General features: G+C 57.0%; 19 protein-coding genes. 5 read left to right on the top strand and 14 right to left on the bottom strand.

Annotated elements, in window-relative coordinates; all coding sequences use genetic code 11:
* Window positions 1–7 precede the first annotated feature (7 nt).
* The 5 genes from CA948_RS00435 to CA948_RS00415 form a co-directional block, all read right to left on the bottom strand.
* Window positions 8–2,344, bottom strand: coding sequence for a bifunctional salicylyl-CoA 5-hydroxylase/oxidoreductase (locus tag CA948_RS00435; RefSeq protein ID WP_094195165.1), 2,337 nt, complete (start codon window positions 2,342–2,344; stop codon window positions 8–10).
* A 130-nt stretch (window positions 2,345–2,474) separates the two neighbouring features.
* The gene (locus CA948_RS00430; protein WP_094195164.1) at window positions 2,475–2,918 is read right to left on the bottom strand and encodes an acyl-CoA thioesterase; all 444 of its coding nucleotides are present in this window, start codon (window positions 2,916–2,918) and stop codon (window positions 2,475–2,477) included.
* A 95-nt stretch (window positions 2,919–3,013) separates the two neighbouring features.
* The gene (locus CA948_RS00425; protein WP_009463824.1) at window positions 3,014–3,529 is read right to left on the bottom strand and encodes a MarR family winged helix-turn-helix transcriptional regulator; all 516 of its coding nucleotides are present in this window, start codon (window positions 3,527–3,529) and stop codon (window positions 3,014–3,016) included.
* A gap of 233 nt (window positions 3,530–3,762) precedes the next feature.
* Window positions 3,763–5,268, bottom strand: a complete 1,506-nt coding sequence (locus CA948_RS00420; RefSeq protein ID WP_108727024.1) for an indolepyruvate oxidoreductase subunit beta family protein — start codon at window positions 5,266–5,268, stop codon at window positions 3,763–3,765.
* 23 nt (window positions 5,269–5,291) lie between these two features.
* Window positions 5,292–7,502: a thiamine pyrophosphate-dependent enzyme gene (locus CA948_RS00415; RefSeq protein ID WP_094195162.1), complete on the bottom strand. Its 2,211-nt coding sequence runs from the start codon at window positions 7,500–7,502 to the stop codon at window positions 5,292–5,294.
* A 199-nt stretch (window positions 7,503–7,701) separates the two neighbouring features.
* Here CA948_RS00415 and CA948_RS00410 point away from each other — a divergent pair, with 199 nt between their 5' ends.
* Window positions 7,702–8,160 carry a MarR family winged helix-turn-helix transcriptional regulator gene (locus tag CA948_RS00410; RefSeq protein WP_009463827.1) on the top strand — a complete coding sequence of 153 codons (459 nt, stop codon included), beginning with the start codon at window positions 7,702–7,704 and terminating at the stop codon, window positions 8,158–8,160.
* 217 nt (window positions 8,161–8,377) lie between these two features.
* Here CA948_RS00410 and CA948_RS00405 read toward each other — a convergent pair whose 3' ends face one another.
* Together CA948_RS00405 and CA948_RS00400 are read right to left on the bottom strand one after the other, a co-directional pair.
* Window positions 8,378–9,361, bottom strand: coding sequence for a Bug family tripartite tricarboxylate transporter substrate binding protein (locus tag CA948_RS00405; RefSeq protein ID WP_094195161.1), 984 nt, complete (start codon window positions 9,359–9,361; stop codon window positions 8,378–8,380).
* Between the two features lie 61 nt (window positions 9,362–9,422).
* Window positions 9,423–11,018, bottom strand: coding sequence for a sulfatase-like hydrolase/transferase (locus tag CA948_RS00400; RefSeq protein ID WP_108727023.1), 1,596 nt, complete (start codon window positions 11,016–11,018; stop codon window positions 9,423–9,425).
* 252 nt (window positions 11,019–11,270) lie between these two features.
* Here CA948_RS00400 and CA948_RS00395 point away from each other — a divergent pair, with 252 nt between their 5' ends.
* On the top strand, window positions 11,271–12,011 hold the full coding sequence (locus tag CA948_RS00395) for an IclR family transcriptional regulator (RefSeq protein ID WP_094195159.1): 741 nt from the start codon (window positions 11,271–11,273) through the stop codon (window positions 12,009–12,011).
* Window positions 12,012–12,145: 134 nt separating this feature from the next.
* Here CA948_RS00395 and CA948_RS00390 read toward each other — a convergent pair whose 3' ends face one another.
* Window positions 12,146–13,141: a 5'-nucleotidase gene (locus CA948_RS00390; protein ID WP_094195158.1), complete on the bottom strand. Its 996-nt coding sequence runs from the start codon at window positions 13,139–13,141 to the stop codon at window positions 12,146–12,148.
* Window positions 13,142–13,357: 216 nt separating this feature from the next.
* Between CA948_RS00390 and CA948_RS00385 the strand changes: the two genes are divergently transcribed.
* The 3 genes from CA948_RS00385 to CA948_RS00375 all read left to right on the top strand — a co-directional run bounded on the left by CA948_RS00385 (window position 13,358) and on the right by CA948_RS00375 (window position 16,758).
* Window positions 13,358–13,966: a glutathione S-transferase gene (locus CA948_RS00385; RefSeq protein WP_238988626.1), complete on the top strand. Its 609-nt coding sequence runs from the start codon at window positions 13,358–13,360 to the stop codon at window positions 13,964–13,966.
* 84 nt (window positions 13,967–14,050) lie between these two features.
* Window positions 14,051–15,571: an MFS transporter gene (locus tag CA948_RS00380; protein ID WP_238988625.1), complete on the top strand. Its 1,521-nt coding sequence runs from the start codon at window positions 14,051–14,053 to the stop codon at window positions 15,569–15,571.
* Window positions 15,572–15,780: 209 nt separating this feature from the next.
* Window positions 15,781–16,758 carry a tripartite tricarboxylate transporter substrate binding protein BugD gene (locus CA948_RS00375; protein WP_094195156.1) on the top strand — a complete coding sequence of 326 codons (978 nt, stop codon included), beginning with the start codon at window positions 15,781–15,783 and terminating at the stop codon, window positions 16,756–16,758.
* Between the two features lie 132 nt (window positions 16,759–16,890).
* Here the strand turns inward: CA948_RS00375 and CA948_RS00370 are convergent, their stop codons facing one another.
* From CA948_RS00370 to CA948_RS00345, 6 genes are all read right to left on the bottom strand, one after another.
* On the bottom strand, window positions 16,891–17,964 hold the full coding sequence (locus CA948_RS00370) for a zinc-dependent alcohol dehydrogenase family protein (protein WP_108727022.1): 1,074 nt from the start codon (window positions 17,962–17,964) through the stop codon (window positions 16,891–16,893).
* Window positions 17,965–18,149: 185 nt separating this feature from the next.
* Window positions 18,150–19,208 carry a CobW family GTP-binding protein gene (locus CA948_RS00365; protein WP_108727021.1) on the bottom strand — a complete coding sequence of 353 codons (1,059 nt, stop codon included), beginning with the start codon at window positions 19,206–19,208 and terminating at the stop codon, window positions 18,150–18,152.
* Window positions 19,209–19,276: 68 nt separating this feature from the next.
* Complete coding sequence (locus CA948_RS00360; protein WP_230019576.1) at window positions 19,277–20,101, bottom strand: phosphonopyruvate hydrolase; 825 nt, start codon at window positions 20,099–20,101, stop codon at window positions 19,277–19,279.
* A gap of 74 nt (window positions 20,102–20,175) precedes the next feature.
* A complete protein-coding gene (locus tag CA948_RS00355; RefSeq protein WP_108727019.1) occupies window positions 20,176–21,402 on the bottom strand; it encodes a pyridoxal phosphate-dependent aminotransferase in 1,227 nt (408 codons plus the stop codon).
* Window positions 21,399–23,057: an ABC transporter permease gene (locus tag CA948_RS00350; RefSeq protein ID WP_108727018.1), complete on the bottom strand. Its 1,659-nt coding sequence runs from the start codon at window positions 23,055–23,057 to the stop codon at window positions 21,399–21,401. The genes CA948_RS00355 and CA948_RS00350 overlap by 4 nt, the downstream gene beginning before the upstream one ends.
* Window positions 23,054–24,118, bottom strand: coding sequence for an ABC transporter ATP-binding protein (locus CA948_RS00345; RefSeq protein WP_108727017.1), 1,065 nt, complete (start codon window positions 24,116–24,118; stop codon window positions 23,054–23,056). Before CA948_RS00345 ends, CA948_RS00350 begins: the two co-directional genes overlap by 4 nt.
* Window positions 24,119–24,123 lie beyond the last annotated feature (5 nt).

Below are 24,123 nucleotides of genomic sequence, written 5' to 3'. Positions count from 1 at the left end.
CTGTGTTTTATGACTTGGCAGGGCCGTCCTGGGCCACTGGCGCACGTTTGATTTGACGCTGCAACCAGTCCTTGCCCCATTCGTACTGAACGGGCCAGGCCAGGTCGGTGTAACCCAGCTCCGCAGCCTGACGCTGAGGCCAGTTTGCGTCGGCCAAAAAGCCACGCGACAGGGCACACAGGTCAGCACGGCCTGCAGCAATAATGCTGTTGGCGTGATCCGCTTCCATGATCGAACCCACCGCCATGGTGGCGATACCGGCTTCGTTACGGATACGGTCGGAGAATGGTGTCTGGTACATGCGGCCGTAAATTGGCTGCTGCTCCAGCACCACTTCACCCGAGGACACGTCGATCAGATCGGCACCGGCTTGCTTGAACAGGCGTGCAATTTCCACACCGTCGTCCGCCGTGTTGCCGCCTTCGGCCCAGTCGGTTGCCGAGATACGCACCATGATGGGCTTGTTCTCTGGCCAGACGGCGCGGATAGCCGCAAACACTTCCAGCGGGTAAGCCATGCGATTTTCCAGACTACCACCAAACTCGTCACTACGCTGATTCGTCAGCGGCGAGATGAAGCTGGACAAGAGGTAGCCGTGGGCCGCTTGCAATTCGATGCAGTCAAAACCGGCCTGATCGGCGCGCTTGGCCGCAGCCACAAAGGCGTCACGAATTTCGTCCATCTGGGCACGGGTAATCTCGGCAGGCACGGCAGTTACGCCCGCCTGATACGGCAGGGCGGAAGCCGACACCAAAGGCCAGTTGCCTTCAGCCAGCGGCTGATTGGCTTTTTCCCAGCCCAGTTGCGTCGAACCGCGACGGCCCGCATGGCCCAGTTGCACACCAATCTTGGCACCCTGTTCGTGGGCAAAAGCCACTACAGGTTTCCAGGCATTGGCCTGCTCGTCGTTCCACAGACCGGTACAACCGGGAGTGACACGGCCTTCAGGCGTCACCGCCGTCATTTCAGCCATGATCAGGCCAGCACCACCCATGGCGCGGCTGCCGTAATGCACTTGGTGCGTAGCACCGGGCATACCGTCCTTGGCGCTGTACATCAAGGTGGGCGAGAGCACGACACGGTTCTTCAACTGCATATCGCGCAGCTTGAAGGGCGTGAACATGGGCGAAGGGGCCTTTTCACCGTCGGCCAGCGTCATGCCGGCTTCGGTCGCCATCCAGCGCTCGTATTTTTCCAGCCAGGCGGCGTCACGCATGCGCATGTTCTCGTGCGAGATGCGCTGCGAGCGGGTCAGCATGGAGTAGGTGAACTGCTCGGGCTTCATATTGGCGTAACGGGCCACGTTCTCGAACCATTCGGTCGAGTTGCGGGCAGCATTCTGAATACGCAATACGTCCACGCTACGAGCGGCTTCGTAATCTTTCAGGGCCTCTTCCATGGACTCGTGGTCCATGTGCTGGGCCAGGGTGATGGCATCTTCCAGGGCCAGCTTGGTGCCGGAACCAATAGAAAAGTGAGCGGTGTGAGCAGCGTCGCCCATCAGCACCACAGGAACTTTCTTGCCGGTGCCGTAATCTTGCCAGTGCACCCACTTGTTGCAGATAACGCGTGGGAAACGGATCCAGATGGCCGAACCGCGCAGGTGGGTGGCATTGCTGATCAGCTTGTTGCCATCCAGATGATCGGCAAACAGCTTTTCGCAGTAGGCAATGGCATCTTCCTGCGACATTTCGCCAATACCGGCTTTCTGCCAGGTCTCTTCAGGCGTTTCCACGATGAACGTGGACAGGCCGTCCTGGAAGCGGTAGGCGTGAGCCTGGAACCAGCCGTGCTCGGTTTCAACAAAGATGAAGTTAAAGGCATCGAACACTTTTTCCGTACCCAACCACACAAAGCGGCAGTTACGGGTGTCGATATCAGGCTGAAACACGTCTTCGTAACGGGTACGCACAGCACTGTTGATGCCGTCAGAAGCGATCAGGATATCGGCGTTGTACTTGCGGGCCAATTCAGCTTCGTCCGTGACCACGGTCTCGAACACCAGCTTGACGCCCACTTCTTCACAGCGAGCTTGCAGGATGTTCAGCAGTTTCTTGCGACCAATCCCGATAAAGCCATGACCGCTGGAGCGCACGGCGCTACCTTTGAAATGGCACTCAATGTCGTCCCAGTGGTTGAACGCGTCACCGATGGTCTGCGCGGACACGGGGTCAGCTTCACGCAGGTTTTCCATGGTGGCGTCCGAGAACACCACACCCCAGCCAAAGGTGTCGTACGGTCGGTTGCGCTCGACAACAAAAACCTCGTTCTGAGGGTTTTGCAACTTCATCAGCAAACCGAAATACAAGCCGGCTGGGCCTCCGCCAATACATACGATATTCATGATATGTCCGTATGGTCTGAATACATGCTTTCGAGCATAGTATATTTATTAATAAATATTATACAAGTCAACTATTTAAATCAAAAAAAATAGCTGACCTGCACACTGCCTGCTACTACTTCAAACTAGATCAAGCCTTGCTGCTTTCTGGCTGGGCAATCACATACTCTTGCATGGGGTTGCGCAGAAAATCAGGGATAGAAATACCCAGGTGCGTCTCCAGCGAGGTGGTCACCACGGTCTGGCGCACTTGCATACGCAGCACACCATCTTTACCGATGCAACGCAACAGCAGCGTCAAGGAGCTATTGCCAATGCGTTCCACACCCAGGCTCATCACCACATCATCACCCATACGGCTGATGGACTTGAACTCGGCCTCAATATGCACCGAGGGCATGCCTACCCGTTTGCTGGCGATCATGTTGTGAAAACCCTCGGGGGTCATGGAGTCGATCCATGCTTCCATCAGGTCGTTAAACATCACAAAGTACTGCGGATAAAAAACGATACCCGCTGGATCGCATTCCGAAAAACGGATGCGATGTTCTTGTTCGTACAGCTTGGAAACCATGTTGTAGACACCTTTTTAGCAAGTGTTTTGTGCGCCTGTTCGTGACGCTATCCGCATCCTGCCCGGTTCACAGGCCTGGCAGGATGCACCTTATGCTAGCCAGCAGCGCTTTGCAGATGGACCCGCAACAGGCCCAGATGCTGATGGATGTGCACGACTTCCTCGGTACCCAGTCCTTCAAACATTTCTGCAATCCAGTCGCTGTGGGCCTGGGCCATCGCCTCAAAACTGCTTTTGCCCTTGGGGGTCAGTCGCAACACCCAGGCACGTCGATCTGTCGGGCTACTCTGACGAGACACCATGCCCTCGCGGGCCAGCTCGTCAGTCAGTCCGGTAATATTGCCGCCGGTCACCATCAGATAGCGCGACAACTCACCCATCTTCAGGCCCTGCGGGTAGCGGTACAACTGGGCCATATAGTCAAAACGGGCCAGCGAAATATCAAAATTCTGGCGCAGGCGGCGACGGATTTCGTCCTCGATCTGCTTGGTGCAGGTCAGCATGCGCAACCACAGTTTCAGGCTGGCCGGGTCCTTGGGACCGACGCGCCCTTCAAAACCGGCATCGGCCGGCTCTACCAAAAATTCGAGTGCTGCTTCGCTTTGATTCATATTGTTTTTCCCCCAAGCTTTGGCTAATTCAGTTTGACCAACAGGCGGGATATTCTTGCTTGAACAAGTGGCCAAGTAGACACAGGATCTATGGCTTTCAGGGCCTTGGTCACAGTGCCAATCCGAATTTATATTCTACTATGAATATTTTAGAAATAAAGTATTTGGGGGGTTAAATCCGTGTCCTCAAGGGTTTTCACCGAGGCCGCCCGAAAGCGGCCCGGTGTGACCCTTTACACCAGAGCGTACTGGCGCAGTGCCGCCTCCAGCTTGGTGCCGTGCTCGTCGGCCAATGCCGCATCACGCAAGGCACCCAAGATGGCAGGTGACAGGGTGCTGGGGTTACGCTCCAGCGCCGACATCACGGTCTGGTAATTACGCAAACCACGGGCATGCGTATCGCCATAACCTTTGACCAGACGCTGGCACTGAGCAATTTCCAGCGCCAAAGCCGGGTGGGCATCGGCAGCCTGTTCGATCTGCTTTAGCCAGCCTTCAATACGCTGCTGCTCGGCCTGGTAACGCAGCGTACGACGACGCCAACGCTTAAAGCCCGACAGTACGTACAAAGGAATGAAACCGCGCACCGAACTGGTTTGAATAACACGACCGGATTTGGTCTGCGACTTCACCAGCTTGTTGCCCCAGGTAGGACGCATCAACCAACGGCCCACACTGGCAAAAGGCAGGATTTCGCTGATTTCTTCCACACGGGGATGCATGTATTCATTGATCGCCACGATCTGGCCGTCAGTTGCACGCACTTCTTTATGTACACGATCAAAACGGCTGGAGCGGGTTTTCAGTTCGGCCACGCGAATGGCGTCCTCATAGGACATCCACAACGCCAGATAACGGCCTGTTTCACGGATCAGGGCCACATCGTCAGGACGGGCAAACTGGCTGATCTTTTTCAGGCGGTCCAGATACAGATTGGCGTAGGCCACGTCCTGGAAGTCCAGAACCCGACGCACCCCTTCCACCACGATAGGCTGGGCCTGCTCGGGCACTTCGGCACGGACACGGTCAATCAGCTTGGCCACTGCAGGATCGCGAGGGGCCAACGTAGCCATATCAACCGGCTTGGTTTCCGAATCGGATTTGCCTGCATCGCCTTCAGCAACACGGGCGTAAGCGGCACCAAAAGCCTTCAGGCTGGGTTTGACGCCCACACCACCGCGCTCGATGGTCTGCTCGAACTGCGAGCGGCTAAAGGGCAGCACGCCGGTGCTGGCCAAGGCGCCAAACAGCACGGCGGAAATCACGCTGCCCGAGTCCTCGGCCGCTTTTTCCATATTGAAGTACACAAAACGCTTGGCCGCCTGGCTTGCGTGCGCAATCAGAGCATTGTCGTCCACACGGCCATCGCCCATGGCCGATTTTTCGGCAATGGAATAGACACGGTGCGTAGAGGCAATCAGCGTGGTGCGGTCCTCGGTGACCAGCCCACGTTGTACAGCGCGACCGGCTTCCATCAGCTCGGAGGCCAGCACCACATCCACATCACCGGGCATAGGCATCAGGGCCAGCACCGGCTTTTTGCCATCCACAGCCGCCGAATGCGGGAACAGTTCCACGTAGTAAATCGTGGCGCCGGTACGCTGAGCCACGCCAGGCACCGAGGTGGTCTGTGCAAAGTAGCCGTTTTGTTCGCCCAGATTGACGATCCAGTCGGCCAACACGCCGCCACCTTCGCCACCCATGGCCAAAATAGCAATCTTGATTGGTTTGATCTGCATGATAAGAATCTCTACGGGTGTACTTAGAAGGCCAGACGATCACGACGAGCAGCGTCACGACGCTGCAACCAACCGATAAAGCCACGGCGGGTTTTTTCGCGGAACTTGTCCCAGCCTGTCGGGTTGCTGACCACTTGTGCACGGTAGAAAGACGGGCACAGAATCGCGGCGTGGGAAACCTCACCACACAGACCGCAACCCACACAACTGTTCATCACATTCGCTACGGGGTCCTGACGCAGGGCGTCCGGATTGGGGCGAATCGACAGCGAAGGGCAACCGGACAAACGAATGCAGGAGTGATCGCCGGTACATGTATCCGGGTCCACACCAAAGCGCTCGCGCACCACACGTTCGCCAGCAGCCACGGCTTTACGCACCTGGCCTTTTTCACGACGCTGACGGTTCAACATACATTCGCTTTGCGCCACCAGCACCTTGGGACCTTTTTCCTTGGTCGTCAGGGCTTCACGCAAGGTGGCCGTCATGGTCTTCAGGTCGTAGGTGCGACGAATCATGCGCAGCCATTCCACACCCACACCCCGCGCCGCTTTCTCGATCAGGTGACCGGTACTGCGGGTTTCGTTCTTGGCCTTGGAGGACAGAATATCCTGACCACCCGTGGCTGCGGTGTAGCTGTTGTCGATCACAATGGTCAGGTTGTCACTGCGGTTGAACACGGCGTTGGCAATACCGCTGGTCAAACCGTTGTGCCAGAAACCACCGTCACCCATGACCGAGATCGCGCGCTTGTCCGAATCCACATTCAAAGCAGCCGAACCGGCGCCACCCAGGCCGTAACCCATGGTGGTGTTACCCAGGTTGAAGGGCGGCAAAATGGAGAACAGGTGGCAACCAATGTCGGCCGACACGTGGTGTTCGCCCAATTCGCGCTCCACCAGCTTCAAGGCAGTAAAGATAGGACGCTCGGGACAGCCGGTACAAAACCCGGGGGGTCGGGCGTGGACGTTCTCGTCCAGGCTGCCCAAGGGTTTGATCTCAGCCGCTTCGACTTCCACCAGACTGGCTTGTTCAGCTTTAGGACGCTCCACGGTCTCGACTTTCATCGGAATCACGCGTGGCTTGCGAGGGGCCAGAGGCTCGACGCGGCCGTATTTTTCCATGAAGGCACGCAGGCCCTTCAACATGGTGGCAGTGTTGTACTCACCGGCCAATGGCAGCAGATCCTTGCCGTGCAGCGTCACATCCACATTGTGACGACGCACGATGTCGGAGATGTTCTGTTCCACAAAGTTGGGCTGACCTTCTTCCAGCACCAGCACCGCACGCTTGCCTTCACAAAAGCGAACGACTTCAGATTCAATCAAGGGGTAGGCCACGTTCATGACGTACATGGGCACTTTGGATTCGCCGAACACATCGGCCAGATCCAGATGCTCAAGCGCACGGATCACGGTGTTGTAGCCACCGCCCTGAACGATCAAGCCCACATCATCGGTGCCATCTGCAAAGAACTCGTTCAGCTGACGCTCTTCGATGAACTTGACGGCATTAGGCCAGCGCTGTTCGATCTTTTCTTTTTCGTGCATGAAGCTGGCAGGCGGCAACACAATGCGATTGATATCGCGTGTGGGTTGCTCCATGGCTTCTTTAATAGTGAACTTGGCGCGGCGGTTGTCCGAGGCCACAAACTGGCCATGCACGTGGCAGGCGCGAATCCGCAGCTGCAACATCACCGGGGTATTGGACGCTTCGGACAGATCAAAGCCGTCTTTAACCGCTTGCACAATACAGGGCAGGTTGGGGCGGGGATCGAGCATCCACATCTGGGATTTCATGGCAAAAGCGTGGCTACGCTCCTGCATGATGGACGAGCCTTCACCGTAGTCTTCGCCCACAATGATCAGCGCACCGCCCTTGACCCCACCCGAGGCCAGGTTGGCCAGCGCGTCCGAGGCCACGTTGGTGCCTACCGTTGCTTTGAAAGTAATGGCGCCACGCAGCGGGTAGTTGACCGACGCAGCCAGTGTTGCCGCCGCCGTCGCCTCGCTGGCGCTGTTTTCAAAACGGATTCCGTTCTCTTGCAAGATGTCCTGGGCATCGGCCAAGACGTCCATCAAGTGCGAGATAGGTGCACCCTGGTAACCGGCCACGTAGGACACGCCTGATTCCAGCAGGGCCTTGGTCACCGCCAGGATGCCTTCGCCACTGAATACGTCTCCATCACCCAGGCGCAGCTTTTTGACTTCTTCGACAAACGATCGCTCAGCCATTTTTCTTTCCTTACTTACCGCTCATTGTGAACATGGTATTTATTTTCATATGAATATGTTTATATCTCAACATATCCATCCTCATGGTTTTCCCTAGTAAAGTCAGCAAACTATTTGCGACACGCAAACGGACAGCTTGGTTATAGTGAGCCCTGTTGCCACCATGTGGCACCCACTAGCCCGTAATGACAATAAGCACATGAGCCCCACCGAACACGACACCGTCTTTGTCGAAAACTACCTGCCCGCCTTATTGGCCCAGGCCAGCCAACTGATCTCTGCCGAGTTCCACGAAGTGGTGCTAAGCAACGGTTTGTCCATTTCCGAGTGGCGTGTCCTGTCCACCCTGTCGGGCGCGGGCGAAGTCAGTATCGGCCACTTGGCTCGTATTGCAACGACCAAACAACCGACCGTCACCCGCTTGCTGGACAGACTGGAAAAACAGGGTTTGCTGCGCCGCGTGGCCCACGATGTGGACCGCCGTATCACGCTGGTCCGTATTACCGAAGAAGGCCAAACCCTGATCTCCGGTCTGATTGCCAAGGCCCGCCTGCACGAGCAGGAAGTGGTGCAGCGCCTGCAGCCACTGGATGTCGGTGCCCTCAAGACCACCTTGCGGCGCCTGATCTCCGAGCAGCACGACTACAACGATCAGTAAAACGCAGCGACACCCGTCACACTATTGGTTCAAACCCTGCAAGGGGCTGCTCTGACGGTTCGAGTCCGGTCTTTAACGGTCGCCAACGTCATGAAACACCACCCGCGCACCACTGGAACAGTGCGTGGGTGGTGTTTTTTTGTCCGCTCAAGCCATTCAGTCTCATCACACCCTGTCCGACCAACAGGCCGGCACAGGGTGCGATCAAACAACCCGCCTATTCAGGCTGAATACCCAGTGTAGGAATCAACTCAGCATAGACCTTGGAGTCATTTTGCACGCGCTCCAGAGTCTGGGCCGGGGTGGTGTAGAACTGGGCCAGTCCACGGCTCTTGAAAGCGGCCAGCATCTCGGGCGTTTTCAGGGCCGCATCGACCTGTTCCTGAATCTCCTTTACGGTGTCATCCGGTGTGGTACCAGGAGCGAACAGCGCAAAGGTGGTCGTGGGGATGCTGTTGGCATGACCGCCTGCTTCCTGCACCGTCGGCACGTTGGGCAGCAACTCCGTACGCTTGTCTGCCCCTACCGCCAGCACGCGCACCTTGCCACCATCCACGTGTTGCGAAGCCAGAATACCGCCAACCAGCATGGCATCGGTCTCACCGCCCAAAATGGCATTTGTGGCCGGGGCCATACCCTTATAGGGAATGTAGGTGAAGTTCACGCCTTCTTCACGGGCCAGCAAGCCCATACCCAGGTGCGTAACGTGTCCGCGACCACCTGTACCCACATTGGTATCACCATTGGCTTTCTTGGCCTGAGCAATGAACTCCTTGTAATCCTTGGCCGGGAAGTCATTACGCACCAGCAGGTACAGATTCACTCCGGCTACGGTGGTGACCGGCTTTAAGTCCTTTTCCCATTTGTAGGGCAGGTTACTGTAGAGCAGGGGATTGGTGGAGACCGCCAGACTGTCCACCATCAGCAAGGCAGAACCGTCACCCTTGGCTTTGGCAACATTATCAGTACCGATAATGGCATTGGCACCCGGGCGGTTTTCAATCACAAACACCTTGCCGGTGGCCTTGTTCAAATGCACACCCAGATCGCGGGCCAGAATGTCAGGCTCAGTGCCGGGTGGGTAAGGGACCACAATACGAACCTGATCCGTCGTCGGCCAGGCAGCCTGAGCCATCATCGGGGCCAAGGCCCCCACACCTGCCACCAACAGGGCCAGCGTCGTATTTTTAAGCTGCTTCATTGTCCACTCCTTATCGTTATTGATTGCGGTCCGCCACCCACTGGTAGCCCCCGCAGCGCATTTACCATCGTCCAATCAAGATATTCATCATGCGCTCGTGCGCATTGGTACGATCCTCTACCGCAGCCCAGCTCTCGCTGGCACGTCCTTTCAGGGTGTCGTGCCAGTCCAGCAGGCCTTCTTTCATACGCCGACAAACCGCTGCATACGCCGGGTCTGCGCCCAGATCGTGCAGCTCGTCAGGGTCTTGCCTCAAATCGAACAATTGTGGCCGGTAACCCTGCCAATGCATGTATTTATACTCGCCATCACGCAACATCAGGCCACGGCATTCGTCCACGCCACGACCCAGAATCTGGCGGGCTTCCCGATAGGCATAATCCAGGCTGGCCACGGTGTATTCACGTGCCCAGTCCGACTGACCGTGCAAAAGCGGAATCAGGGAGCGGCCCTCCACCCGGTGTTCCTGGGCGGGCAGATGCAAGGCATCCAGAATCGTGGGGGTGACATCCACACACTCCACAAAGGCATCGCTGCTTTGGCCGCGTGTGGCATTGGCCAAGGTCCGTGGGTCCACCACGATCAGCGGTACGCGAATGGCGTTTTCAAAGAAGTACTCTTTCTCGCCCAGCCAATGGTCGCCCAGTAAATCGCCATGATCGGAGCTAAAAATGATCAGCGTGTCTTTCAGGCGATCTTGCTGCTCGAGCATGTCCAGCAAACGGCCAACTTCATCATCAATCTGCTGGACCAGCCCCATATACACGGGCTTGATGGTGCGCCAGACCTCGTCCTGGGCAAAAGACTGGGACTCTTCATGCTGCTGATAGGCCGCATGCACCGGATGCGCATTCTGGCGCTCGTGTTCCGCACGCAAGGGGGTACAGGCGTCTTCCGGGCCGAAACAGTCGTGGTAGGGCGCCGGAGCTTTATAAGGCCAGTGCGGTTTAATGAAAGACAGGTGCAAGGCCCAGGGCTCTTCAGCTTTGGCCGTGATGAAATCCATGGCCCGCTGGGTGAAGTACGCGGTTTCAGAGTCCTGTGCCTGTACCCGTGCGGGCAGGCTGGCATTGCGCATGTACCAACCGGACGCAAACTGCCCCTGAGCATCCTGGCTGCCAATCACATAGTCTTCCCAGGGACGCTCGCTGTCGTAACCCTGGGCCTGCAAATACTGGCGATACTCGCTATCCGGGCCCATTTCAAAGTGGCCGTCATAACGCTCAATCGCGGTAAAACCACCTTGCCAGAAACGCTCGGCAGCCTCGGGCTGAACCTGAAAACGTCGAGCATTGGCGCCAGCTGGGTCCGGTACATGGTGCGTCTTGCCCAACAGATGGCAGTCCCTTCCCGACTGGGCCAGATAATCGCCCAGATACAGCTCGTCGATGGGGTGAGGGACGCGGTTCCAGGTGACCCGATGCGACAAGGGGTAGCGGCCGGTGTAGTACGAGGCGCGTGACGGTCCGCAGACAGCCGAGTTCACATAGGCGCGATCAAACCGCAGTCCCATCGCCGCCAAACGATCCAGATTCAGCGTCTTTAGCGCACCACCAGGGCGATAACAGGACAGATGATCGGCGCGTAACTGATCACACATGATGAACAGTACATTTTTAATTTCCAACGACACTTGGCTGTGCTGTGCCTGATCCATGTCCACCTCGTCAAACCGGGGCCGGGTCCATAAGGTGCCCAGCGTCACAAAAAGAGTAGGCCATGTGTAAGCAAATACAGAACAGACCCGCTTATATTCCCGATTATTACCGCAGTCTGAGAAAAATTTCCGAATAATCCGATTGTTTAGGTATAAACCAGTAGAGCGGAGTAAGGCTCGCTGTTGCTCCCCACTGACAGGCCTGAGCGTGGTTAGAATAGGGAATCAACCACTCCGTTTTTACGAGGGCACATGAATAGTCTACGACGCATGCTGCAAATTCTGGACTTGTACGGTGCACATACGCCGGTGCTGGATGTGGAGACCATCTGCACCCGCCTGGGCTACCCTCCCGCCACCACCTATCGCTATCTGAAAGAGCTGTGCAATAGCGGCCTGTTGATTCGCAGCCCAGAAGGCTACGCCCCTGGGCCACGGTTTATAGAAATGGATTTGCTGATCCGCGAATTTGATCCGCTGGTCAGCCGCTGTCGCCCCCTGTTGCGCTCGCTGGTCGAGCAAACCGGGCTGGACGTACTGATCGGCCAGCAATACGGCGAACGCATCTTGACCACCCATCAGGAAACCGGGCCGGGGCGTTTCGAGCTGCTGTTTGGCCGTGGCCGAACCATGGACATGTTCCGCAGTTCCACGGCGCGTATCGTTACCGCTTATCTGCCCACCCGCCACCTGCGTCGTCTGTACGAGAAAAATCAACATATTGACTATGTGCAAGGCCTGGGCAAGGAATGGCCGGTTTTTTCGGCCCATATGCAGGAGCTGCGCCGCGCGGGCTATTGCATTACCAAGGAGCAGATCAATCCGGGTATCGCCGGGATTTCCGCGCCTGTGTTTGACGATGCCAAACGAATCTTCGGCAGCCTGACCTTGCTGGGAAGCCTGGAGCGCTTTGAGGCCATCAATCCCGACGCCCTGGCCAGCCTGATTCAACCCGCTGCACGCGCTGTTAGCCGCGCTCTGGCCCAAGTCTGAGAACTGTGAGCCGACAAGAACCAAGCCGCGCCTGGTCCCGCATCAGCTCGCGGCTTTGTCTTGGGCGGTTTTAAAACCAAACGCACTTGGCACTAAGCCCGCTGCAGCCGCACTAGCCAATCACAGCACCTGATCTACGGCTTTGATTTCCGCTGCTCCTGTTTCCGACCCTTCTTTTTCTCCGGCTCCGCCACTTTCACCGGCGGATGGTTCACCACCCCAAACGGAATATGCACGGAGGGCAAGGTCTGCGCGGTCGGAATCAGGTGCGTGGTCTGATCATCAAAGAAGATATGCGGCTGCAAGACTTCCAGCACCCGCCGCTTTTCAATGCCGCCCAAAAAGAAAGCCTCGTTCACCTCAATGCCCCAGCTACGAATGGTATTGATGACGCGTTCATGGGCCGGGGCATTGCGCGCTGTCACAATCGCAATCCGCAAACGCGGCACATAGCTGGCATCCTGCTCCTGACGCTGCTGCTCCACTTCCTGAATATGCGCCAATTTCAGCAAAAACGCCTGCAACAGGCCCGGATTATGGGGCTTTTGCACCAAACGCACTTCGTGCTCGAAAAAGGCCGGTAGGCCGCCTTCTTGCTGATACACGCGCTCGGACTCGTCGTCCGCGATCACCCCGTCAAAGTCAAAGGCCACCCGGATAGGCTGGTCATCGTAGGCATCCTCGTAGGATGAATTCAACACTTGGCCTGCAGGATAACCTTGCTGCACCGCCCGGTGCACATCCTCCTGGTTGGCTGACAGAAACAGGCTAATGGACAGCGGCTGAATATAAGGGCTGGGGTCGCCCCCTTGCAAAAACACCGCCCGCGTAATGTCCAGATCATGATGGCGGATGGAATTCATAACCCGCAAACCGGTATTGGGATCGTTACGCGACAGCAACACGACCTCCACCAAGGGATCGTCGGGCGACAAATCATTCAAGGCCAGCAAACGCCGGATAAAGGAAAAGGCCACACCCGGCTTTAACGGTTCGTGCTCGCGTGCCAACTGGTAGTCGCGATAGGCCGCCTCCCCTTGCTCCAGAAAGACCTGATGAGACTGGCTCAGATCAAACAAGGCACTGGAGGCCAGGCCAATGACCAATCGTTTTTCCAGGTCATACGCCATGGACGACTCCACAAGTCAGTAAAAAAACCACGTACCAAAACGGCAAGACGGCGCCAGTACTACCCAAACAGATCAAAGCCAACTACAGTGCAACCACCATCCCCTTCGTAAACCCGTGCCACCATGCAAGCTTCCAGAAACTATACCCTTGTCCTGGGCAATCCCCACTACTCGTCCTGGTCTTTGAGACCCTGGTTATTAATGAGCCACTTGGGCATGGATTTTAACGTGCGCTGGTTCAACTTTGGCCATCCCTTTAGCACTGTGGCCTTTCACGAAATGGCCCCGACAGGCCAGGTCCCTGTGTTGCATACCAATGGGCAAACTATTTGGGACAGCCTGGCCATTGCTGAATATCTGGCCGAACAGCACCCCGGCGTCTGGCCGATTGACCCCATTGCACGCGCCTGGGCTCGCAGCGCCAGTGCAGAGATGCACGCCAATTTTTCCTCGCTACGTAATCTGTGTCCCTTTGCCGTTGCCTTGCGGGCCCATCACCATCAGCACGATATGCGCCTGCAAGGTGAACTGGATCGCCTGCAAACCCTCTGGCAAGAAGGTTTGAGCCGTTTTGGTGGCCCCTTCCTGGCCGGCGAGCGATTCAGCGCGGTCGATGCCTTTTACGCCCCCGTGGTATTTCGCTTGCAAACCTATGGTCTGACGCTGGACAAGACGTGCCAAAGCTACATGAGTCGCTTATTGGCACTGCCTGCCATGCAACACTGGCATCAAATGGCCTGTGAGGACACCTGGCGCGACCCGGACCACGAGGCCGAAGTCTTGCATGTGGCTGAGGTACATCTGGATTTGCGCCAGCCAACCTAGTGTCAGCTATTTGCCATGTAAGTACAGACACGAAAGAGTATCCTTGATGGTCCCGAATGATTTCGCTGTCAAGGATTGCGTCGCATGGGCGATACGTACTTTCGTACTACACACTACCATTTCACCGATTTGGATCTGCAAGCGCAGGATACCTATACAGGCTCGCTGGCTGAACAAGCCCGAGCCAACACCGCCTGTTTACGCTTCGATGTATTGCGCAAGGACCAGCCCCCCGGACACTGGGTGCTGCACGAAAGCTGGCAAGACGCCCAAAGCTGCAAGGACTTTCACGCCAGTGCCCCCGCCCAGACCCTGCAACAGGCACGAGTCGAACATCACCTGAACCACCCGAGCCAAGCAGCGGACGCTGACAAACCCGCAACGCCACGGCCCCCCTGCAAAAAAAACAAGTGGGACCCTTACGTGTGGATCAGTATCGCCATGTGTATCGGGGTAATGGGTACGGCCTTGGCCAGCCCGCTGTATCCGCTGTACCAGGATCGCTGGGATCTGAACGCCAGCCACATCACCCAACTCTACGTGGCGTATATGGCCTCCGGCTTGACGGGCCTGCTGTTTCTGGGCCGCTTAAGCGACATGAAAGGCTTTATGCCCGTGCTGCGTACCGGCTTGATTCTGGTCACCAGCGGCGTAACCCTGTCCGCCTTTGCCTGGGATGTGGGCAGCTTTCTATTCAGCCGCATCATGATCGGGATGGCCTCCAGCATGATTGTGACCTCGGCCTCCATCGGTCTGGGGCAATTTAACCGGGGCGGGGATGTGCAACGCGCTGCGGCCACTACCTCGCTGATGCTGGCCTTTGGATTTGGCCTGGGCCCAGTGGTAGGCGGCCTGATCGCACAATGGATACCGAACCCACTGTTCTCCAGCTATATCCCCTCCATGATCCTGGGCGTACTGGCCATCTATGCCCTGTTTCAAATCCGGCCCATTGCCAGCAAACAGCCTGTTCCGCAAAAGAACAGTTGGCGCACCTGGATGCCGCGCCTGACGCTGCCCGCCACCCATTTACGACGCCCCTATCTGATTGGCTGCTTGTCTGCCTGCTGCGCCTTTGCCATGTTCAGTCTGTTTGCCTCTCTGGCACCGAGCTTCATGGCGCAAATGGTGCCTTGGCACGGCCCGGCCACCAGCGGCTTTTCCATCGGGATTATTCTGTTTCTGTCCTCGGGTTTCCAGTTACTGATCCGCCGCTGGCCGGCCAAGCGCAGCGTCATTGTGGGGCTGCTGTCCTTCACCCTGGCCTGTATCGCCTTGCTGATCAATCTGTGGGCCAGCTCCTCGCTACTGTTCATTGTGTGCGTACTGCTGACCGCCTTTGGCCACGGCCTGTGCATGTACGGCGGCATGTCCATCGTGCAACGTGTCTCCCCCCCGCACCAGCGTGCCGGCCTGACCTCCACCTACCTGATCACGGGTTACCTGGGTGCCATTTTGCCTATTTTGGGCCTGGGCTGGCTGGCCGACCACTTGGGCCTGGATCAGGGTCTGATGATCTTTTGCAGCTTGGTCGCCACTGCCGCCCTGACGGTTGCCGTCATCGCCTACCTAACGCCGGTCCTGCATAAACCGACCTCTGCGTGACCCCGTCCCTGGACAAGCCACCGCCTTAGGTCGTGGCTTGTCCCCGTATATTCCCCTAGCCGATTTACGCCCCTTACTAGGGTTAGACCTGAACAAGAAACGCGTTTGCACTCAGTAGAATAAAGCCACTCCTGCAACGCTTCGCAACACCACGCGACCGGATCCAGGTATCTCCCAAAAGAATAAGCAATCCTTATCAAGGAGGCATTATGGCTGTTGCATTAAACAAGCTGTTTGTCAGTCTGGGCGCGGCCTTGGCCTGCTCGGTCACCGCGCAGGCAGCGGGTTATCCGGACCACCCCATCAATATGGTGGTCCCTTTTGCGGCGGGCGGCCCCACGGACAACGTGGCACGCGCTCTGGCCGAAGCCATGCGCCCAGCCTTGGGTGAAACCATCGTGGTCGAAAACAAGGGCGGTGCCGGGGGCTCCATTGGCACCTCCCAGGTCGCCCGTGCCAAACCGGACGGCTACAACATACTGCTGATGCACATCGGCTTTTCCACGGCTCCTTCGCTGTACAAGAAACCCGGCTACGACGCCATCAATGGTATGTCCCCCATCGGTCTGGTGGTCGACGTTCCCATGACCATCATTGCCCGCGAGGACTTCCCGCCCAACAACATTCAGGAACTGGTGCAGTACTTGAAGGACAACCAGGACAAGGTTTCCCTGGCCAACGCCGGGATTGGCGCAGCCAGCCACCTGTGCGGCACCATGCTCACCGAAGCGCTGGGTATCGAGCTGCTGACGGTCCCCTATAAAGGCACCGCCCCGGCCATTGCGGATTTGATGGGCAAGCAGGTGGACGTCATGTGTGACCAAACCACCAATACCACCCAACAAATCAAATCCGGCAAAGTGAAGGTCTATGCCGTGACCAGCCCGCAACGCGTCCCAACCTTACCGGACGTCCCCACCATGCAGGAGTCCGGTTTCAAGGACTTTGAAGTTGGTATCTGGCACGGTATGTGGGCACCGAAGGACACCCCCCAGCCTGTCGTGGATACCTTGGTGAAAGCCTTGCAGACCGGCATGGCCGACAAGGACTTCCGAAGCCGCATGTCCACCCTGGGAGCGACGGTCATGGACAAAGAAGCCAACCCGGCCGCCTTGCAAGCCAAAGTGGAACAACAGGTTCCCCAGTGGGCCGCCTTGTTCAAGAAAGTGGGCGTAGAGCCCCAATAACGTCTGTTAGCCCAACGGCTTTTGAAAAGGACGCTTAGGCGTCCTTTTTTTAAAACCTACCCCATCTGCATAACCACAAAAAAGCGCCTGCAATAAACAGGCGCTTTACGTGGCAGGGTCGGCATAAAACCGTCAGGCGAAGTCGACAATCACCTTCATTGCTTTTTCGTCAGCGGCATGTTTGAACACATCATAGGCTTTTTCAAGCTGATCAAACGTGAAGTGGTGGGTTGCCAGTTTCTCGATGGGCAACTTGCCCGAGCAGCATGTTTTGAGCAGCATGCCTGTCGTGTTGGCATTGACCAGACCGGTGGTAATGGTCAAATTTTTGATCCACAATTTTTCTAGCGAGAAATTCACCGATTTGCCATGCACACCCACATTGGCCAAATGACCACCTTCCTTGACCACTTGCTGGCACACATTCCAGGTCGCTTCAACGCCCACCGCTTCCATCGCGCAATCTACGCCGCGCTCATCGGTAATGGCCATAATACGAGCCACGGGGTCTTCCTTGGCCGAATTAATGATGTGCGTGGCACCGAGCTCTTTGGCCATAGCCAGTCGGTTCTCGTCCATGTCTACCACGATGATCTGGCTGGGCGAATACAACTGGGCGGTCAACAAGCACCCCATACCCACTGGGCCGGCTCCCACAATGGCAATGGTGTCACCCGGCTGCACATTGCCATACTGCACGCCAATTTCATGCGCAGTGGGCAAAGCATCGGATAGCAACACGGCCACATCTTCATTCAGTTCGGCAGGCAAAGGGTACAGGGACGTATCGGCAAAGGGGGTGCGCACGTATTCAGCCTGTGTACCGTCAATCATGTAGCCCAAAATCCAGCCGCCGTCATTGCGGCAGTGCGCGTACAGTTGTTTTTGGCAGTTCTCGCAGGTACCACAACGGCTCACGCACGACACAATGACCTTATCGCCCACTTTGACGTTTTTTACCGCTGAGCCAACCTGCTCAATAATGCCCACCCCTTCGTGCCCGAGAATACGGCCATTGAAACTGCCGGTTTTTTCTTCGGCCACACGACGGATTTCTGGATTTTTTCCCTTCCAAATACCCAGATCCGTACCACAAATTGTGGTTTTAACCATGCGAATAATGGCATCGGTAGGTGCTTGAAGGTCCGGTTTCTCCCGTTCTTCAAAGCGGATGTCATTTTCACCGTAATAAACCATTGCCTTCATGATCACTCCTTTCAAGGTGCTGGGCCGTTACAAGACAGGTGTATCGACTAAATGCATCTTAATCTTATTTTTATAAATAGAAATTACGGCACCCAGCCATATTCTTGGAAACACTGACGACCATCAAACTCACCAATCTCATGGGCTGTTTTCCATCAACGGCCAAAGAACGGGGAAAATGCACCTCACACCGCACGAACCGACGCATCCAACTGACACAGCCGCTGCCAAACTTGAGCTGGTTCCAGATCCTGCGTAATGAGTACAAGACGCCCTTGCCGTTGCGGCCAAGGCCACTGCGACAAGGATCCGAACGGGTAGACCCGATGCTGCACGGCATGCACTACCTGCGCCGTCTCCCGGCCCTGCACGGCCAAGACCGCTTTCAAACGCAACAAGCGCGGACCCGCCCAACGACACAGCTCATCAAGCCAATCCGACAGATGCTGCGCATTCAGTGCCTCCGGCACGGCTACGCTGATCGCACTGACAGCATGCCCATGCCGCGCTTGCCCGGACAGCGCACCACCGGCGCCATGGTCGTGATGATGGTCGTGATAATGCTCATGGAGACAATCATGGCTGGACGCCTCCCACGCAGCCCACTGGCCTTGCTGGTCGCCCAGTGCCAGCAAATAGGGCGCCATAGATTGCCCAACATCCAAAACCAGACGCTGAGCGGCCTGATTCAATCCAGCCAATTGCTGGCTGACCTCCTGCTCACGATCGGCATCGACGCAGTCGCGTTTGCTCAATACCAATAGATCGGCTAAGGCGACTTGCCGCCGGGCCAGCTCCTCGCGACGCAAGGTCTCGCTGGCATGCTCCAGGTCAACGACCGTGACCACCGCATCCAGACGATATTTGCCCGCCAATTGAGGCTCGCCCAGCAAGGTATGAATAATAGGGGCGGGATCAGCCAGCCCCGTTGTTTCAATGAACACCCGACTAAACTGTCGCTGACCCGCCCTGGAAAACCGCCAGGTAATATCGCGCAAGGTCTGCACCAGATCGCGCCGTATGGTGCAACACACGCAGCCATTGCCCATCTCCTGCACCAGATTTTCCTGGCTGTGCGCCACCAGCAGATGGTCCAGCGCCGTCTGCCCAAACTCATTGATGATGACCAGCGTGTCGGCCATCTGCGCTTCTTGCAAAGCGCGATTGATCAGGGTCGTTTTCCCACTGCCCAGAAAGCCGGTCAACAGCGTGACCGGGATAGGGCCTTGTGCAGATTGGGGCATCGCATTTATCCGGCTAAGGGCCCGCCATCGGGCCATCAGCCATTATACGAAGCCCAATGCTGCCCCTTCTAGCGCAGGAATCGGGCCTCGATCTGACGCATATGGGCATCACCTTGCAAACCAATAATGGTTTTGACGGAGGGCAGACTGGCATCCACATTCTGAATGCCGCCATCCTGGCGAATCTGGGCAAACACCGCTTGCATGGCCCCTACGGCCGCACGAATCGCATGATTGCCGTAAATCACCACGCCCACTTTGCCCAATTGGGCAATGTCGGCCTCAGTCAGTTGAGGGTAGGCCGTAGGCACCAACACCAACGGCACCTTGCCTGTCCAAGCTTCTACAAAAGACAGAATCTGATCTGGCGTGGCCTGTTTGGAGTGAATCAAAATGGCATCTGCACCCGCCTGCTCATACGCCAGGCCACGCTTCAGGGCCTCTTCTTGCCCCAGGCCGGCAATCAGGGCTTCTACCCGCGCAATAATCAGAAAATCCGGATCACGGCGTGCGGCACAAGCCGCTTCAATCTTGCCCTGGAACTCTTCAATTCGCACCAACTCCTGACGCCCATCCGCTCGCAAACTGGTGTCTTTCGGAAAGGTTTTATCCTCCATCACAATGGCACTGGCGCCCGCCGCCTCGTACTGCGGTATGACATAGCTGACATTCACTGCATTACCAAAACCAGTATCAATGTCGGCAATCAAAGGGATGTCCACGGTCGAGGCAATCGCCCGCATCATCTCCAAGTGCGTTCCCATCGACAGAATGTTGGCATCGGGCACGGCATAACTGGCAGACAACTCAAAACCGCTCCCCCAAATTGCCCCGAAACCGGCATCCTGAGCCAGACGAGCCGCCAACGGGTTATGAGCGGCCATTGCCGTCATCAATCGCCCTTGGGAGAAGGCTGCTTTCAACACCTGATTTTTTTTACTATTCACACTGTTTCTCCGTAAGGGGTTCAGCTCAGTCGAGCAATAGCTTGGGCAATGCGGCTCATGGCCTCTTCCAGCTCCTGGTCACTGGAGGCGTAAGACACCCGGAAGTGGCCAGGCAGTTCAAACGCCGAACCAGGCACAACGGCCACCCCAACACTACGCAGGAAATACATGCACAAGTCCTTATCCGTACTGATCAACTGACCTGACGGGTCCCGCAAACCCAATACGCCTTGGCAACTAGGGAACACATAGAACGCCCCCATAGGCAGATCACATTCAATGCCCGGCATCGCATTGAGCGCGGCCACCACCTTGTCGCGGCGGCGACGGAACGCTTCCACAAACTCAGGCAGAAAATCCATGGGGCCATCCAGTGCGGCCACCGCCGCCGCCTGGCTGATGGAACTGGTGTGTGAGGTTGCTTGCGACTGCACCAGATTCATGGCTTTGATCAGGTGCAGCGGACCCGCTGCAAAACCCACTCGCCAACCCGTCATTGCATAGGCCTTGGAGACACCATTGATGGTCAAGGTGCGCGCTGCCATGTGGGGCGACAAAGCAGCCGGCGTTGCAAAGGGTTCGTCGCTATAACGGATTTTTTCGTACACATCATCGGCCATCACCCAGACATGGGGGTGACGCAACAGCACTTGCTCCAGTGCTTCCAGCTCCTGACGCGAATACACCGCACCACTGGGGTTGGAGGGGGAGTTGAGCATCAGCCATTTGGTACGGGGGGTGATGGCCCGTTCCAATTGGTCAGCTTGCAGCTTGAAGCCGGCCTGTGCACTGCACCGCACAATGACCGGTTGGCCACCGGCCAACAGCACCATTTCAGGGTAAGACACCCAGGCGGGGGTAGGGATGATGACCTCGTCACCATCCTGTACCGTGGCCTGCAAGGCGTTGTACAAGGCTTGTTTGGCCCCGCAACCCACCTGGATCTGATCCGGGCTGAAGTGCAGGCCATTGTCGCGCTCGAATTTGCGCACCACAGCCTCACGCAAAGCCAGGGTGCCGGCTACTTCGGTATAGCGGGACTCATTGCGATCAATCGCTTCTTTGGCCGCCTGACGCACATGCTCGGGGGTCGCAAAATCCGGCTCGCCCTGGCTGAGGGTAATAACTGACTGCCCCTGTTGCCGCATTTGATTGGCCAGGCGTGTCATCTCTTTGGTGGCCGATGCCTTGGCTCCCAATACGCGCTGGGCCAGCGCGATCTCTTCCTGACATTGCACAGAGCTCATTGTGTCCATCCTACTTTTACTTTGAAAATGAAACGGGTCAGCAGCAGCGGCAAAAATATCGCCATCAACAGCACCAGGCTATACGCACTGGCCTGAGCCAAACGTCCACTGTCGACCAATTGAAAAACCTCGATAGGCAAGGTGCTCATCCCGCCGAAATACAGAACCACCGTGGCGGATAATTCCGACAAAGTCGTAATCCACATCAGTACCGTGGCCGCAATCACCGCGGGCCAGACCAGCGGCAAAATGACCTTCGCAAAAGTTGGCATCGGGGCCACGCCCAAACTGATGGAGGCCTCCTCGATGGAATTGCGCACGTTATGCAAAGGCCCCATGGCCGCCCGCACACTGGTGGGCACCCGGCGCAAAAAGTAGGCCAGCGCCATAATGACCCAACTGCCCGTCAGCACCAGCCAGCCGCTGTTAAACACGTTGATCAGGGCAATGCCCAGTACCGTGCCGGCAATCGTCAAAGGCAGCATGACCAGCGCGTCCAGACCTGCACTCAGTCCAGACGGACGTTTGACGATCAGATAGGCGGCCACGATAGAAAACACGGCACCCGCACTGGTTGCCGCTGCCCCCAGCAGCAAGGAGTTGTACAAAGGTCCAGGTGCCTGCACCAAGGCTTGCTGCATATGGCTTAAGGTAAAGCCGCCATACTTGAGAACCGGCCCGATAGAGGGCGTAAATGCGGTCACAATGACCACCAGCACCGGCAGTATCGACAAGACAACCAGGATCGACACCAGGGTGGCGCACACGGTTGCCTGCCACGCACGCAAAGGCACCCGCACAGGGGCCCGTCCGGACTCCATCTGGTAGGTGCGTCGGGCCACCACCCACTTTTGGATCAACAGCAAAACCAAACCCAGAAACACCAGCAAAGACGCCATGGTGGTCTGCATTTGCGGGTTACCGCCCATTTCACTGACAAACTCGTTATACGTCTTGACCGCCAACACGGGGGTACGGGCGCCCAGAATGGCTGGAACGCCAAAATCCCCGATAACGTGCATGAAAACCAGCACCGCAGCACCGCATAAAGCCGGCACCATCAGAGGGAAGGTCACAGTGCGCAACGTGCGCCCCGGTGAGCTGCCCAGACTGAGACCCGCCTCTTCCAGGTTGCGATCCATGGACTTCAAACCTACCAGCACAGCCACATAGGCATACACGTAGTTGTTCAAGGTCATCACAAAAACCAGACCCCACCAGGAGTACAAGGAAGGCAACTCCAGGCCAAAGGGAGCCAGCAGGCTATTGAGCACGCCTTGTTTACCCAACACCACAATCCAGGCCGCGGCCACCACCACATCCGGAATGACCAAGGTCAGCAAGGGCAACACACCCAGACAGGCGGCCAATGGGAAGGAAAAGCGCGCGGCTGCCAGGGCCAAACCGGCGCCCAGCACCAGACTGAGCAGGGTTACCGCACCGCCCAACCACAAGGTGTTGAACAGGCTCTCCCGGTACGCCGGTTCCGAAAAAAACTGCACGTAACCATGCAAACCAAACTGACCGTCCTGGTTGACCAGGGAACTGGCCAGCATGGACAAGACCGGCCACAGCAAAAAGTAGCCCAGCAAGGCCACGGCCCCCAGAGCCAGCATCAGCCAGGCTGGATCGCGTCGCAAAGAACCCAGCATCATGTCCGCTCCACCAAAAGAGCCGACTCGGGAACGCGCAAGACCACCGCATCCCCTCGCTCCCAACTCTGCACGGCGCCGGTGTTCCAAACCACCGCTTTCAGAAAACCAAATTCCGTGCGCAATTGATACGCCGTACTGGGGCCTCGGTAATCCACGCTTTCAATCCGCGCGGCAATGTCACCCTCATCCAGCGGACGCAAGGCATCCACACTCAGGGTTTCAGGCCGCACAGCCAACATCGTCTGCTCAGAAAAACGTCCGGCAGACTGGATACGCACTATGCAACCCGCTGTCCGGAAGCGGCGGCAGCCATCTGCAGCCTGACCGAGTTCCTCTTGAAGCTCGATCAGATTGGCCCCACCCACAAAATCGGCCACAAAGCTGTTGTCAGGGCAGCGGTAAATCTGCTCAGGCGTGCCGACCTGACGGACACATCCCCGGTCCATCACGGCAATGTAGTCAGACACGCTTAGCGCTTCTTCCTGATCATGCGTCACAAACACGGTGGTAATGCCGGCTTCCTGCTGCAAGTCCCGCAGCATTTCGCGCAAGTCCGTGCGCAGCTTTGCATCCAGGGCAGACAAGGGCTCGTCCAGCAAGAGCAGATCAGGCTTGATCACCAAGGCGCGTGCCATGGCCACTCGCTGTCGCTGCCCCCCGGACAGCGCGGACGGCAAGGCATCCGCTTTATCCTTCAAACCTACCCGCGCCAACATGTCCAAAGCGGGACCACGGGCTTGAGTGCGAGACTGACCACGCGCCAGCAAACCGTAGCTAACGTTATCAAGCACGCTGCGGTCCGGAAACAAGGCGTAATCCTGAAACACCATGCCCACATTGCGTTTGTGCACAGGCACCTGCGTCATCTCTTTCTGGCCGAACAGCACCTTGCCATGATCAGGGCGCACAAATCCGGCCAACATGCGTAGCAAGGTCGTCTTGCCACAACCCGACGGCCCCAACAGGGTAAACAAGGAGCCGCTGGGGATATTCAGATCCAAACCCTGAAACAAGGTCTGTGCGCCGTAGCTTTGCTGAATGCCTGATAAATGTATCTGCATAGGAG

The organism is Alcaligenes aquatilis, assembly GCF_003076515.1.
Lineage (GTDB): Bacteria > Pseudomonadota > Gammaproteobacteria > Burkholderiales > Burkholderiaceae_B > Alcaligenes > Alcaligenes aquatilis.
Note: the sequence above shows the minus strand (reverse complement) of the source record. Positions and strands in the feature narration are given on the sequence as shown.